Genomic DNA, 12,962 nt, shown 5'->3' on the forward strand with positions numbered 1-12,962 from the left:
ATCCGTCATGACTGAAACGAAACCGCTGCGGGTCGGCATGGTCGGCTACGCGTTCATGGGTGCCGCGCATTCCCACGCCTGGCGTACGGCGCCGCGGTTCTTCGACTTGCCCCTCGTCCCTGAACTCACGGCAGTGGCCGGCAGGAATGCCGACGGCGTCCGGGCAGCAGCCAGCAAATACGGTTGGAACAGCGTGGAGACCGATTGGCGCAAGTTGATCGAACGGGACGACATCGACCTCATCGATATCTGCACCCCCGGCAACACCCACGCCGAGATCGCCATCGCCGCGCTTGAGGCCGGCAAGCACGTCCTCTGCGAAAAGCCCCTCGCCAACACCGTGGAAGAGGCGGAGAAGATGACGGCGGTGGCCCAGGCCGCAGCCGAGCGCGGTGTGCTGTCCATGTGCGGCTTCAGCTACCGCCGCACACCTGCACTGGCCCTCGCCAAGCGGATGGTGGATGACGGCCGTTTAGGCGAGATCAGGCACGTCCGCGCGCAATACCTGCAGGACTGGCTCAGCGACGCGGACGCCCCGTTGACCTGGAGGTTGGACAAGTCGAAGTCCGGGTCCGGTTCGCTGGGTGACATCGGTGCGCACAGCATCGACGCCGCACAATGGATTACCGGGCTCAACATCACCGGGGTCTCCGCACTTTTGGAGACGTTCGTGAAGGAGCGCCCAGTGGGCGGCGACTTTGTTGGCCTCGGCGGCCACGGTGGCGCGGACGGCCCCAAGGGCCCGGTCACCGTGGACGACGCAGCGCTGTTCACCGCCCGCTTCGAATCAACCCACGACGACGGTGCTGCCGCCGGCCCTGTCGGTATCTTTGAGGCCACCCGGTTCGCCTTGGGACGCAAGAACGCCATGCGCCTGGAGCTCAACGGCACCAAGGGATCAGTAGCCTTCGACTTCGAGGATATGAACTCGCTGCAGTTCTACGACGCTGCACTGGAACCCGATGCGGGTTTCCGGAAGATCATGGTCACCGAACCCTCCCATCCCTACACCGCCAACTGGTGGCCCACCGGCCATGGGTTGGGTTATGAGCACGGGTTTACCCACCAGGTAGTGGACCTCGTGACGGCCATCGGCGCGGGCGAGCAGCCGTCGCCGTCGTTCGCGGATGCCTTGCAGGTACAAAAGGTGCTGGCCGCCGTCGAGGCTAGCGCTGACAACGCAAGCCGCTGGCAGAACGTCTGAAAGGAACATCATGACCCGACCCATCACCCTCTTCACCGGACAGTGGGCCGACCTGCCTTTCGAGGAAGTGGCGAGGCTGGCTGGAGAGTGGGGCTTTGACGGTTTGGAGATCGCCTGCTGGGGCGACCATCTGGATCCACAGCGCATTGTCGAGGACGACGCCTACCTCCAGGCAAAACTGGACGTCCTGGATAAGCACCATCTCAGCGTGCACGCCATCGCCAACCACCTGACCGGACAAGCAGTGTGCGATGACCCGATCGATGAGCGGCACCGGGATATCCTTGCGCCAGCGGTGTGGGGCGACGGCGAGGCGGAAGGCGTGCGGGAGCGGGCCGCCGAAAGCATGAAGACCACGGCCCACGCTGCCGCCAGGCTGGGAGTCAAGACGGTCACAGGGTTCACGGGCTCGTCCATCTGGAAATGCGTGGCGATGTTCCCGCCGGCATCGGACGCCATGATCGAGCGCGGCTACCAGGATTTTGCCGACCGCTGGAATCCCATCATGGACGTGTTTGATGAGGTAGGCGTCCGTTTTGCGCTGGAAGTCCATCCATCCGAGATTGCCTACGACTACTGGACGGCGAAGCGCGCCCTCGAAGCGATCGGACACAGGGAAGGTTTTGGCCTGAACTTCGATCCCTCCCATTTCCTGTGGCAGGACCTGGACCCCGTGATGTTCCTCCAGGACTTCGCGGACAAGATCTTCCATGTCCACGTCAAGGAATCCGTCCGACAACTCAACGGCCGCAACGGACGCCTTGGATCCCACCTGCCGTGGGCTGATCCCCGCCGCGGATGGGACTTCGTCACTGCCGGGCACGGGGATGTGAACTGGGAGCCGATCTTCCGCACACTGAACGCCATTGGCTACGAAGGACCCACCAGCATCGAATGGGAGGACGCTGGCATGGACCGGCTGGTCGGCGCTCCCCAGGCGCTGGACATGGTTCGGGGGCTCGCCGCCATACGTCCCCAAGCGGCAGCTTTCGATGCTGCGTTTGCGACGCGCTGACAGCAACAAACCCGACTCCAACGACACAACGCCCCGAAACGAAGGAAACCATGAAAAGCAACAATAAGACAGCGCTGGTGGTTCGCGGCGGCTGGGACGGACACCAGCCGGTGGAAGCCACCGAACTGTTCATCCCCTACCTGCGGGACAACGGCTACGACGTCCGGGTGGAGGAATCCCCCAAGATCTACGCCGATCCGGACTACATGGCGGGCGTCGACCTGATCGTGCAGTGCATGACGATGACAACCATCGAGAAGGACGAGTTCGAGGGTCTCCGCACCGCCGTCGAGAATGGCACGGGACTCGCGGGCTGGCACGGTGGCATCGCCGATTCCTACCGCAACAACTCGGATTATTTGCACCTGGTCGGCGGCCAGTTTGCCTGCCACCCGGGCAAGCACCCTGACGAACAAACGGGAGAACAGTCCGACAATTACGTCCCGTACACGGTGAACATGCTTCCAGCGGCCGCCGAACACCCCATCACCCAGGGCATCGGAGACTTCGACCTCGTCACCGAGCAGTACTGGGTCCTGTCCGACGACTACATCGATGTCCTGGCAACCACCACCCAGAAAGTCCGGGAATGGGATCCGTGGAACCGTGAAGTCACCTCTCCGGCTCTCTGGACCCGCCAGTGGGGCAAGGGCAGGATCTTCGTCTGCACCCCCGGCCACCGCGTGGAAATCCTCCAGGACAGCAACGTCCGCACCATCATCGAAAGGGGCATGCTGTGGGCAAGCCGCTAAATGTAGGAATCATCGGCTGCGGTGCCATCATCGCGCAGTACCTGAGCAACTTCCGTCGGCTGGATGCCATTAATTTGGTAGCCGTTGCCGACCTCGATCCTGCCCGTGCGCAGGCCGTCGCCGAATCCTACGACGGCGTCCGGGCCCTCACGGTGGACGAGCTCCTGGCCGCGAATGACGTTGAGCTCGTCCTCAACCTGACCATTCCCGCCGCCCACGCCGACATTGCCTTGAAGGCCATTGCCGCGGGCAAGTCCGTCTACGGCGAAAAGCCGCTGGCAGCAACGACGGCGGAGGCCCGTGAAGTACTCGATGCGGCAGCAGCTGCCGGGGTGGTGGTTGGCTGCGCGCCGGACACCGTGCTGGGAACCGGCATCCAGACTGCCCGCAAGGCGATCGACGACGGCCTGATCGGCGCACCCATCTCAGCCACGGCGACCATGGCGACTCCCGGGCACGAGCGGTGGCATCCCAACCCCGATTTCTATTACCAGCCCGGCGGTGGGCCGCTCCTCGACATGGGCCCGTACTACGTCTCGGCGCTGGTCACACTGCTCGGCCCCGTGGTTTCGGTGGTCGGCGCGGCCAGCCATACCCGCGACGAACGGATCATCGGCTCAGGGCCGCGGGAAGGCCAAAAAGTGCCCGTTGCCATTGACTCGCACGTCACGGGAGTCCTGGTCCACGCCTCCGGCGCCCTGTCCACCCTCTTCATGAGCTTCGACGCGGTCAAAACCAAGAGCCCCAACATCGAAATCCACGGCGAAAAAGGTTCGTTGGTTGTGCCCGACCCCAACTACTTCGACGGCGATGTACAGCTTTTCGCGCTTGGCGCCGAGGACTGGGAGACGCTCCCGGTATCGGCAGGCTATGTGGACTCGGGACGCGGCTTTGGCATTGCCGACCTCGCGGCCACACCGGCCGGACAGGAACCGCGTGCCGGTGGACAGTTGGCGTTCCATGCCTTGGACGTCATGGAATCGGTGCTGGAATCTGCCCGCAGTGGGCAAGCAGTAGCCATCAAGAGCACGGCCGCGCGGCCTGCCACGGTGGAACTGGCGGAACTCTCGACGGCAGTACGCGCCTAGCGACACACGGCGCCTACGCGCACACGAAAGCTGAGTCCCACCATTCCGGCCCTTGTTTGCCCACCCCGCCGTTCCACGGCGGGTGTGGCGAACAGGGGCCGGCTCAGTGGTTAGCGTCCGGCCCGGCGAAGGGTGGCTTCGGCGTGCTTGAGGATGGGGCCGTCGATCATCTTGCCCTTGAACTGGAACACACCAGTGCCGGCCGCTGCGGCTGCGTCGAGCAGCTCAGATGCCGCCTCGACTGCTTCGGGAGTGGGGGCATACGCCTCCCGGACCACGGCCACTTGGTTGGGGTGGATGCAGGCCTTCGCCCCGAAGCCACTGGCCACAGCGTCCTGCGACTCAACCGCGAGACCGTCAAGATCCGGGATGTTGACATACACCGAATCAATGGCTTCCTTGCCCGCAGCCTTAGCGGCAAGCAGCACAGCGGAACGTGAGTGCAGCGCGACAGCCCGGTACCCGCCGTCGTCGTTCCTGCTGGACAGGCCACCCAAGGAGGCCAGCAGGTCTTCGGCACCCCACATCAGGCCGACGACGTTCGGTTGCGCCGCGATCGCGGCAGCGTTCACGATGCCTGCAGCCGTTTCACACAGCGCTATGACCTGGTACCCCGCCAACGCCGCAAGCTGCGCAGCGCTTTCCGCTTTGGCCAGCATCACGGTGCGGTACGGGGTTGCGGCCAAGGCTTCCAGATCTGCCTCAAACCCGGGCGTGCCCACCGGGTTGACGCGGACGATGGTTCTCGCGGGATCCAAACGCTCCCCGTCCGGCTGCCCGATGATAGCGTCGCGGGCCCGGGGCTTGTCCGCTGGAGCCACCGCGTCCTCCAGGTCCAGGATCACGGCATCGGACCGGTCGGCGGCCTTCCCGAAACGTTCCGGCCGGTCGGCTGGGCAGAACAGGAGTGCCGGGCCCATTGTGAAAGGCGCTGCAGCTTGGTGGGGAGACGAATCGGGAGAAGGCATGCGGATTCCTAGGTGGTGGCGGGCTGACACGGACGGAGGGCGACTAGGATTGCGCGGCGTGCGCTTCCTTGGTCCACATGAGGCAGGTACGGGTGGCCGATGCCACCACGGTCCCGTCCTGGTTGCGGCCGGTGTGCTGCATGGTCACCACGCCCTGTCCGGGGCGGGAGGACGACAACCTTTTTCCGATAATCATCGTCTCCGTGTACAGCGTATCCCCGTGGTACAGCGGGTGCGGAAAGGTGACATCGGTCAGCCCCAGTTGCGCGATGATGGTGCCCTGGGTCAGCTGCGTGACGGACTGCCCCACCATGGTGGAGAGCGTGAACATCGAATTCATGAGCCGCTGCCCGAAGGGCTGCCCTTCGCTCCACGCGGCATCCAAATGCAGGGCCTGCGTGTTCATGGTCATGGTGGTGAAGAGGACGTTGTCCGTTTCGGTGACGGTGCGGCCGGGCCTGTGCGCATAGACCACGTCCTCTTCAAGCTCATCAAAGTAGAGCCCCCGCTGCTCGACTACCCGGGTCATACGGTCAGTTCCTGGTCTTCTTCGAACAGCTCGGCCCCGGTAGCGGCAACGACGTCGTCGAGGGTGACATTGGGGGCCAGTTCGCGCAGGACCAGACGCGGGTCGCCTTCGTCCTTGACGACGTCGATCACCGCGAGGTCCGTAATGATGCGGTCCACGCAGCCCTTGCCTGTCAGCGGAAGGGTACAGTTTTGGACGATCTTCGGCCTGCCGCTCCGGTCCACGTGCTCCATCATCACGATGACCTTCTTGGCGCCGAACACCAGGTCCATGGCGCCGCCCATCCCCTTCACCATCTTGCCCGGAATCATCCAGTTGGCGAGGTCACCGTTGGCAGCCACCTCCATGGCGCCCAGGACAGCGACGTCCACATGCCCGCCGCGGATCATGCCGAAGGACGACGCCGAATCGAAAAACGCCGCACCCGCGTTGGTGGTGACGGTCTCCTTGCCGGCGTTGATGAGGTCCGGGTCCACTTTGTCCTCTGCAGGGTAGGGACCGACGCCCAGGATGCCGTTCTCGGAATGCAGGATGACTTCCACACCGTCCGGGATGTAGTTGGGGATCAAGGTTGGCATCCCGATTCCCAGGTTCACGTACTGGCCGTTGGTCAGCTCCTGGGCGACGCGCGCTGCCAGTTCGTTGCGGGTCCAGCCTTTGGCTTCGTGATGTTCGACGTCGGCGCGCCGGTACTCGTGGCGCACGGCTTCCGGGCGGGGCGGGATGTCCTGGAGGCTGTTCGATTCCATAGCTAGGCTCCTGCCTGTTCGCTCGTGCCGTTGGCCGCTGGTGCCGCCAAAGCCACGGTCCGCTTCTCGATCCGCTTCTCCGTTTCCGGCGCCACCACCACGCGCTGCACGAAGATGCCCGGTGTGTGGATGTGTTCCGGATCCAGTTCGCCGGGTTCCACGAGCTCCTCCACCTCGGCGATGGTGGTCCTGGCCGCCATCGCGCACAGGGGATTGAAGTTCATGGCCGTCGCATGGAACACAAGATTGCCGTGCCGGTCGCCCTTCCAGGCATGGACCAGGCCGAAATCGGGAGTCAGCGATTCCTCCAGGACGTAGTCGGCGTCGTTGAAGGTGCGCACCTCCTTCGGCGAGGAGGCGATCGCGACGTTCCCGTCGGCGTCGTACTTTTGCGGGAGACCGCCTTCGGACACCTGGGTTCCCACGCCGGCCTTGGTGAAGAAAGCCGGGATGCCCGCACCGCCGGCGCGAAGCTTCTCAGCCAGCGTGCCCTGCGGGGTGAGAACCACTTCCAACTCCCCCGCAAGGTATTGCCGAGCGAACTCCTTGTTCTCGCCAACATATGAGCTGATGGTGCGGCGGATGCGGCCGTCCTTGAGGAGGATACCCAAGCCCCAGTCGTCCACCCCGCAGTTATTGCTGACGGTCTCCAGGTCCGTGGTGCCCTGGCTGTGGAGCGCATCGATCAACGCGACGGGAATACCGCACAGGCCAAAACCGCCGACGGCGAGCGAGGCGCCGTCCGGGATGTCCCTCACCGCTTCAGCGGCGCTGGCAACAACCTTGTCAATCATCCTTGATCCTTCCCGTACGGTTACAGACCCAGCTCGCGGGCGATGAGCATCAACTGGACCTCGGTGGTGCCTTCCCCGATTTCAAGGATCTTGGAGTCGCGGTAATGGCGTGCCACCGTGAATTCGTTGATGAAGCCATAGCCGCCGAACACCTGGGTGGCGTCCCGCGCGTTGTCCATGGCTGCCTCGCCTGCGACCATCTTAGCGATGGCCGCTTCGGTCTTGAACGGCTTGCCAGCCAGCATCCGTGAGGCCGCGTCGTAGTACGCCAGGCGGGCTGTGTGGGCCCTCGCCTGCATGCGCGCGATCTTGAACTGGATGGCCTGGTACTTCCCGATGTTCTGCCCAAAAGCGCTGCGTTCCTTGGCATATTTCACGGACAGGTCCACGCAACCCTGGGCTGCGCCGGTGGCCAAGGCAGCAATGGCGATGCGTCCCTCGTCAAGGATGGAGAGGAAGTTCGCGTAGCCGCGGCCGCGCTCCCCCAGCAGGTTCGCTTCCGGGACGCGGACGTTGTCCAGGGTGAGCGGGTGGGTGTCGGACGCGTTCCAGCCCACCTTGTTATACGGCTTTTCGGCGGTGAAACCGGGCGTGTCGGTGGGCACAAGGATGGTGGAGATTTCCTTCTTGGTGCTGCCGTCCGCGTTCTCTTTTTGGCCGGTGACGGCGGTGACTGTGACCAGCGTAGTGATGTCCGTACCGGAGTTGGTGATGAACTCCTTGTTGCCGTTGATGACCCACTCGCCGTTCTCCGTGTGCGCGTGGGTCTTGGTGCCCCCGGCATCGGAACCGGCCTCACGCTCCGTCAAGCCAAAACCAGCCAATGAGCGCCCGGATGCCAGCTCCGGGAGCCACTGTTCCTTTTGCGCATCCGTGCCGAAGCGGTAGACGGGCATGGCCCCCAAGGAAACACCCGCTTCCAGGGTGATGGCGACGGATTGGTCCACTCGGCCCAGCTGCTCCAAAGCCAACGCCAGGGCGAAGTAGTCTCCGCCCATGCCACCGAACTCTTCCGGGAACGGCAGCCCGAAGAGCCCCATCTCCCCCATCTGCTTGACCACTTCATAGGGAAAGCTGTGTTCTTCATCGTGCTTTGCGGAGACAGGAGCTACCACCTCATCCGCGAACTCGCGGACGGAGTCGCTGAGGTCCTGGTATTCCTCGTTGAGTTCAAAGGTGCTCATGGCTGGACTTCCTTGTCTGTGCTGGTCTGGTCTGTGCCGGCCTGGTCGGTAGCGGCTACGTGGATGGTGGCGAGTACCTGGTCTGCTTTGACCAGGTCCCCGGGTTTACTGGTGAGGTGGACGGTTCCGGCGACCGAGGCCACCAGTTGGTGTTCCATCTTCATGGCTTCGACGGCCAGGAGCACTTGGCCCTCTTCCACGGTGTCGCCATCAGCCACGGACACGGACACCACGGTTCCGGGCATCGGCGAGCGCACCTCCGGGTCGGCGGCACCCTCTTCGCGCTGGATGCCGGCGAGTACCCGACGCAGCCGTTCGGCACGGTTAAGGACCTCAAACCGACACGACCAGCCGTCGTTGCCCACGAACAGCTCCGGGGCTACGCCCGGCGCCATGCCCACCACGTAGGTGAGGACACCGCCGTCGAGCTCCAGGACGATACTGTCGCCGCTGCGGTCCACCACTGCGACATTGACGGGGTCGCCGCCGTCGAGCTTTGCCGAGAGGACACCGTCGTGTTCGGTGATCGACACCGTCGCCATGGCGCCACCCGGAACGCCCAACGTCGCGGTCCAGGCGGCGGGAGCCCCGACGCGCCAGGAGTCAGGAGTCTTCCAGGCGTTGCCTGCGAGCGCCGGCCCGGTGCGATCCAGCCACAGCGTGAGCGCGGCAGCGATGAGTTCGCTCGGCCCGGCGTGCCTGAACGTCATGGACGGGAGTTTCCGCTCGATCAGCCCCGTATCCAAGTGCCCGGCGCGGACTTCGGAATCGTTGATCAGCAGCCGCAGATACTCGACGTTCGTATCCACACCCAGCAGCGTGTAACGCTCCAGCGCCGCATTGAGGGTGTTCAGCGCCGTCGCGCGGTCTTCGCCCCACGCAATGACTTTGGCAAGCATGGGATCGTAGTCGCCGGTGATCTCCAAGCCCTCACGCATGGCAGAGTCGATCCGGACGTTGGCATGCCCCTTCTGCCGCCCGGACACGGCGGCGTCGTCAGCACCCTGCTCGGCCAGCGCGACGATGCGGCCCATCGATGGCATGAAGTTCCGCTCGGGCACCTCGGCGTAGACACGCGCCTCAACGGCGTGACCCTTAAGCACGACGTCGGACTGCCCGACGGTGAGCACCTCACCGGCGGCGATCCTCACCTGCCATTCAACGAGGTCGACGCCGGTGACCATTTCCGTGACGGGGTGCTCCACTTGCAGCCGGGTGTTCATTTCCATGAAGAAGAACTCGTCCGGGTGCTCATCCGAGACCAGGAACTCCACCGTGCCTGCGCCGCTGTAGTTGACACTCCGCGCCGCCTGGCATGCTGCCTCGCCGATCCGTGCCCGCTGCGCCTGGCCATCAGGCAGCGCTTCGAAGAGGGCCGATGGGGCTTCCTCTATGACCTTTTGATGCCGGCGTTGCAACGAGCACTCGCGCTCGCCGAGGTGGATGACATTGCCGTGGTTGTCGGCCAGGACCTGCACCTCAATGTGCCTGGGAGCCCGGATGAGGCGTTCCAGGAAGAGGGTGTCGTCCCCGAAGGCAGATGCAGCCACACGCCTCGCCGTGAGGAGGGTGGAGGGCATGTCCTCCAGCCGTTCCACCACGTGCATACCCTTGCCGCCACCGCCCGCTGACGGCTTGATCAGGAGGGGAAACCCCACTCCCGGAGCAGCGTCAATGAGTTCCTGGTCCGCGAGTCCGGGTTTGGCGATCCCGGGCACGCACGGGACGTCGTAGGCCATCACGTGGTTCTTCGAGCGGATTTTGTCGCCCATCACCTCGATGGCACCGATCCCGGGGCCGATGAACGTGATGCCCGCGGCGTCCAGCGCTTTGGCGAACTCCACGTTCTCTGACAGGAAGCCGTAACCGGGGTGGACTGCATCGGCCCCACTGCGACGGCACGCATCGATGATGGCGTCAATCCGGAGGTAGCTTTCTGCGGGCGCGGTGCCGCCGATGCCGACGGCAGTGTCAGCGAGCGTTACATGCTTTGCATCTTTGTCGGCGTCCGAATACACGGCGACGGAGCGGATGCCCATCTCCTTCAGCGTACGGATGACCCGGCAGGCAATCTCCCCCCGGTTGGCCACCAAGACGGCGTTGAAGGTGCGGGGTGCGGTTGTTGACGGGGTTGGGCTTGTTGACTGGGTTGGGCTTGCGTTCACGGTTTTGGTTGGTGTCGGGAAGGTCATGGTCACATCCTGAAGAGACCGAAGGAGGTCTCGGGCAGTTGTTGGCGGGAGACGACGTCCAGTGCCATGCCCAGGACACGGCGGGTGTCAGCGGGATCAATGATGCCGTCATCCCACAGCCGGGCGGTGGAGTAGTACGGACTCCCCTGGTCTTCGTACTGTTGCTTGATGGGCGCCTTGAAGGCCTCTTCGTCCTCGGCGGACCATTCCTGGCCTGCCGCCTCGTACTGGTCCCTTTTGACCGTCGCGAGGACACTGGAGGCCTGGTTGCCGCCCATGACGGAGATTCGGGCGGCCGGCCACATCCAGAGGAACCGTGGCGAGTACGCCCGGCCGCACATGGAGTAATTGCCGGCGCCAAAGGATCCGCCGATAACCACCGTCAGTTTCGGTACGCGGGCTGTTGCCACCGCCGTGACCATCTTGGCGCCATTCTTGGCGATGCCACCTTGCTCATAGTCCTTGCCCACCATGAATCCGGAGAGGTTCTGCAGGAAGATCAGGGGGGTTCCCCGCTGATCGCAGAGCTCAATGAAGTGGGCGCCTTTGAGCGAGGACTCACTGAACAGGACACCATTATTGGCTACGATGCCCACCGGATGCCCATGCAGATGCGCGAATCCGGTGACCAGGGTGGTCCCGTAGTTCTTCTTGAATTCGTGGAACTCAGAACCGTCCACGAGCCGGGCGATCACTTCGCGGACGTCGTACTGGGCGTTGACGTCCGTTGGAACCACACCGTAAAGCTCCGCCGGTTCCACCAAAGGCGGCAGGACGACGTCGAGCACGTCCCACGCCGGCTGCGCCGGCTTCGGCAACGTCGCAACGATATCCCGAACGATTTCCAGCGCATGCTGGTCGTTCTCCGCCAAGTGGTCGGTGACCCCGGAAATCCTGGAGTGCACGTCACCGCCGCCGAGCTCTTCCGCTGTGACGATCTCGCCGATGGCTGCCTTAACCAGGGGCGGCCCGCCCAGGAAGATGGTCCCTTGGTTTCGGACAATCACCGTCTCGTCACTCATTGCAGGGACGTAGGCCCCACCCGCGGTGCACGAACCCATCACGGAAGCGATCTGTGGGATCTTCGCCGCGGACATCCGGGCCTGGTTGTAGAAGATCCGGCCGAAATGCTCCTTGTCGGGGAAGACCTCATCCTGCTTGGGCAGGAACGCTCCGCCTGAATCCACCAGGTAGATACACGGGAGCTTGTTCTCCAACGCGATCTCCTGGGCCCGAAGGTGCTTTTTCACAGTCATCGGGTAGTAGGTCCCGCCCTTGACCGTCGCGTCGTTGGAAATGACCAGGACGTGGCGGCCATGAACGAGTCCAATGCCTGCAATGACACCTGCCCCAGGCGAATCGTCGTTGTACATCCCGTTTGCGGCCAAAGGTGCGATCTCCAGGAACGGGCTTCCTTCGTCCAACAAGTAGTCGATGCGTTCCCTCGGGAGAAGCTTGCCCCTCTTGATATGGCGTTCGCGGGACGCTGCGGGCCCGCCCAATGCCGCTGTTGCCAAGCGGTTCTTCAACTCCTCAACCAGGGCGCGCTGCGCCTCCTGGTTGGCCTCGAACGTGCCGCTGGCGGTTCCCGTCAAGCTGGCGATTGTCTCCATCGACCCCTGTTCCATTCCCGGCCACAGGCCATTTCGGTTAGTGCCACGTAACTGAAATTTAGGTTAGTCTTTATTAACTGTGATGTCCAGCACAGCAACGCCCGCCCTGCCGGCGTGGGCGCCAAGGAGGAGAACGTGACCGTAGGCCCGGAAACAAGCACCGACGGTAGCCGTACTGCCATGACGCAACGCAGCCACGCAAAGGAGCTTCGCAGGTTGGCTTTGCTGTCCGCCGCCGCAGGGCTCTTCGCGGAAAACGGCTTCAGCAGGGTATCCCTTGAGGACCTCGGCGCGGCAGCAGGTGTCAGCGGACCCGCGGTGTACCGCCATTTTCCCGGCAAACAGGCCGTGCTTGGCGAACTGCTCCTCAGCGTTAGCCGGGACCTCCTCGACGGCGGACTGCGGGTGGTCTCGGACGCTGGAACTCCCACGGAAGCCCTGCAGGGATTGATCCGGTTCCAAGTGGACTTTGCCCTGAGCAACCCTGACGTCATCCGTGTCCAGGACCGGGATTTCAGCAGCCTCGGCGATGCCGACCAGGCCGAAGTACGGCAGTTGCAGCGCTCCTACGTCGAAACCTGGGTTGGAGTCCTCGCCCGCATTCATACGGATGAAGATGTTCCCGGCCTACGGGTGCGGGCCCATGCGGCCTTCGGCTTGATCAACTCCACCCCACATTCGGTGCGCCACCACGGGAGGAAGATCGCCGCGAAATCAGCCCGGCCCATCCTCGAACAGATGGCATTTGCAGCGCTGACCGCGTAGGTAGGTGGCCGCACCAACCTGGACTTGCCGTTTGGGGCTGTGTCTCCCGCGCGCTGCTGGGCACGGCGTGGGATACGCCGGCAGCGATGGGGGTTTTCCACATACGCGA

Annotated in this window: 12 protein-coding genes; 5 read left to right on the forward strand and 7 right to left on the reverse strand. The window is 63.9% G+C overall.

Going from position 1 to position 12,962, the window contains the following annotated elements; all coding sequences use genetic code 11:
• Nucleotides 1-7: 7 nt before the first annotated feature.
• Genes AC5RU9_RS12590 through AC5RU9_RS12605 form a run of 4 tightly spaced genes read left to right on the forward strand, consistent with a single transcriptional unit; the run spans nucleotide 8 to nucleotide 4,059 of the window.
• Nucleotides 8-1,204, forward strand: a complete 1,197-nt coding sequence (locus tag AC5RU9_RS12590; protein WP_494016709.1) for a Gfo/Idh/MocA family protein — start codon at nucleotides 8-10, stop codon at nucleotides 1,202-1,204.
• A 10-nt stretch (nucleotides 1,205-1,214) separates the two neighbouring features.
• Complete coding sequence (locus AC5RU9_RS12595; protein WP_494016710.1) at nucleotides 1,215-2,219, forward strand: sugar phosphate isomerase/epimerase family protein; 1,005 nt, start codon at nucleotides 1,215-1,217, stop codon at nucleotides 2,217-2,219.
• Between the two features lie 50 nt (nucleotides 2,220-2,269).
• Nucleotides 2,270-2,971, forward strand: coding sequence for a ThuA domain-containing protein (locus AC5RU9_RS12600; RefSeq protein ID WP_494016711.1), 702 nt, complete (start codon nucleotides 2,270-2,272; stop codon nucleotides 2,969-2,971).
• Nucleotides 2,956-4,059: a Gfo/Idh/MocA family protein gene (locus AC5RU9_RS12605; RefSeq protein WP_494016712.1), complete on the forward strand. Its 1,104-nt coding sequence runs from the start codon at nucleotides 2,956-2,958 to the stop codon at nucleotides 4,057-4,059. Before AC5RU9_RS12600 ends, AC5RU9_RS12605 begins: the two co-directional genes overlap by 16 nt.
• A gap of 110 nt (nucleotides 4,060-4,169) precedes the next feature.
• Here the strand turns inward: AC5RU9_RS12605 and AC5RU9_RS12610 are convergent, their stop codons facing one another.
• Genes AC5RU9_RS12610 through AC5RU9_RS12640 form a run of 7 tightly spaced genes read right to left on the reverse strand, consistent with a single transcriptional unit; the run spans nucleotide 4,170 to nucleotide 12,088 of the window.
• The gene (locus AC5RU9_RS12610) at nucleotides 4,170-5,027 is read right to left on the reverse strand and encodes an HpcH/HpaI aldolase/citrate lyase family protein (RefSeq protein ID WP_494016713.1); all 858 of its coding nucleotides are present in this window, start codon (nucleotides 5,025-5,027) and stop codon (nucleotides 4,170-4,172) included.
• Between the two features lie 43 nt (nucleotides 5,028-5,070).
• Nucleotides 5,071-5,556, reverse strand: coding sequence for a MaoC family dehydratase (locus tag AC5RU9_RS12615; RefSeq protein ID WP_494016714.1), 486 nt, complete (start codon nucleotides 5,554-5,556; stop codon nucleotides 5,071-5,073).
• Nucleotides 5,553-6,305 carry a CoA transferase subunit B gene (locus tag AC5RU9_RS12620; RefSeq protein ID WP_211711804.1) on the reverse strand — a complete coding sequence of 251 codons (753 nt, stop codon included), beginning with the start codon at nucleotides 6,303-6,305 and terminating at the stop codon, nucleotides 5,553-5,555. Before AC5RU9_RS12620 ends, AC5RU9_RS12615 begins: the two co-directional genes overlap by 4 nt.
• 2 nt (nucleotides 6,306-6,307) lie before the next feature.
• The gene (locus AC5RU9_RS12625; RefSeq protein WP_494016715.1) at nucleotides 6,308-7,099 is read right to left on the reverse strand and encodes a CoA transferase subunit A; all 792 of its coding nucleotides are present in this window, start codon (nucleotides 7,097-7,099) and stop codon (nucleotides 6,308-6,310) included.
• Between the two features lie 20 nt (nucleotides 7,100-7,119).
• A complete protein-coding gene (locus AC5RU9_RS12630) occupies nucleotides 7,120-8,283 on the reverse strand; it encodes an acyl-CoA dehydrogenase family protein (protein WP_211711802.1) in 1,164 nt (387 codons plus the stop codon).
• Nucleotides 8,280-10,475 carry an acetyl/propionyl/methylcrotonyl-CoA carboxylase subunit alpha gene (locus AC5RU9_RS12635; protein ID WP_494016716.1) on the reverse strand — a complete coding sequence of 732 codons (2,196 nt, stop codon included), beginning with the start codon at nucleotides 10,473-10,475 and terminating at the stop codon, nucleotides 8,280-8,282. The genes AC5RU9_RS12630 and AC5RU9_RS12635 overlap by 4 nt, the downstream gene beginning before the upstream one ends.
• 2 nt (nucleotides 10,476-10,477) lie before the next feature.
• Nucleotides 10,478-12,088, reverse strand: a complete 1,611-nt coding sequence (locus tag AC5RU9_RS12640) for a carboxyl transferase domain-containing protein (RefSeq protein WP_494016717.1) — start codon at nucleotides 12,086-12,088, stop codon at nucleotides 10,478-10,480.
• Nucleotides 12,089-12,268: 180 nt separating this feature from the next.
• On the opposite strand from AC5RU9_RS12640, the gene AC5RU9_RS12645 reads away from it, so the two are divergent.
• A complete protein-coding gene (locus AC5RU9_RS12645; protein WP_494017128.1) occupies nucleotides 12,269-12,853 on the forward strand; it encodes an SACE_7040 family transcriptional regulator in 585 nt (194 codons plus the stop codon).
• The last annotated feature ends 109 nt before the right edge of the window (nucleotides 12,854-12,962 follow it).

Source organism: Arthrobacter sp. B0316-5-4, assembly GCF_059090325.1.

What these genes read in the sequence shown, in the direction of transcription:
- AC5RU9_RS12625 (WP_494016715.1), bottom strand. Translation starts at nt 7,099, where the DNA reads ATGATTGACAAGGTTGTTGCCAGCGCCGCTGAAGCGGTGAGGGACATC.
- AC5RU9_RS12595 (WP_494016710.1), top strand. Translation starts at nt 1,215, where the DNA reads ATGACCCGACCCATCACCCTCTTCACCGGACAGTGGGCCGACCTGCCT.
- AC5RU9_RS12620 (WP_211711804.1), bottom strand. Translation starts at nt 6,305, where the DNA reads ATGGAATCGAACAGCCTCCAGGACATCCCGCCCCGCCCGGAAGCCGTG.
- AC5RU9_RS12645 (WP_494017128.1), top strand. Translation starts at nt 12,269, where the DNA reads ATGACGCAACGCAGCCACGCAAAGGAGCTTCGCAGGTTGGCTTTGCTG.
- AC5RU9_RS12600 (WP_494016711.1), top strand. Translation starts at nt 2,270, where the DNA reads ATGAAAAGCAACAATAAGACAGCGCTGGTGGTTCGCGGCGGCTGGGAC.
- AC5RU9_RS12630 (WP_211711802.1), bottom strand. Translation starts at nt 8,283, where the DNA reads ATGAGCACCTTTGAACTCAACGAGGAATACCAGGACCTCAGCGACTCC.
- AC5RU9_RS12635 (WP_494016716.1), bottom strand. Translation starts at nt 10,475, where the DNA reads ATGACCTTCCCGACACCAACCAAAACCGTGAACGCAAGCCCAACCCAG.
- AC5RU9_RS12610 (WP_494016713.1), bottom strand. Translation starts at nt 5,027, where the DNA reads ATGCCTTCTCCCGATTCGTCTCCCCACCAAGCTGCAGCGCCTTTCACA.
- AC5RU9_RS12590 (WP_494016709.1), top strand. Translation starts at nt 8, where the DNA reads ATGACTGAAACGAAACCGCTGCGGGTCGGCATGGTCGGCTACGCGTTC.
- AC5RU9_RS12640 (WP_494016717.1), bottom strand. Translation starts at nt 12,088, where the DNA reads ATGGAGACAATCGCCAGCTTGACGGGAACCGCCAGCGGCACGTTCGAG.
- AC5RU9_RS12615 (WP_494016714.1), bottom strand. Translation starts at nt 5,556, where the DNA reads ATGACCCGGGTAGTCGAGCAGCGGGGGCTCTACTTTGATGAGCTTGAA.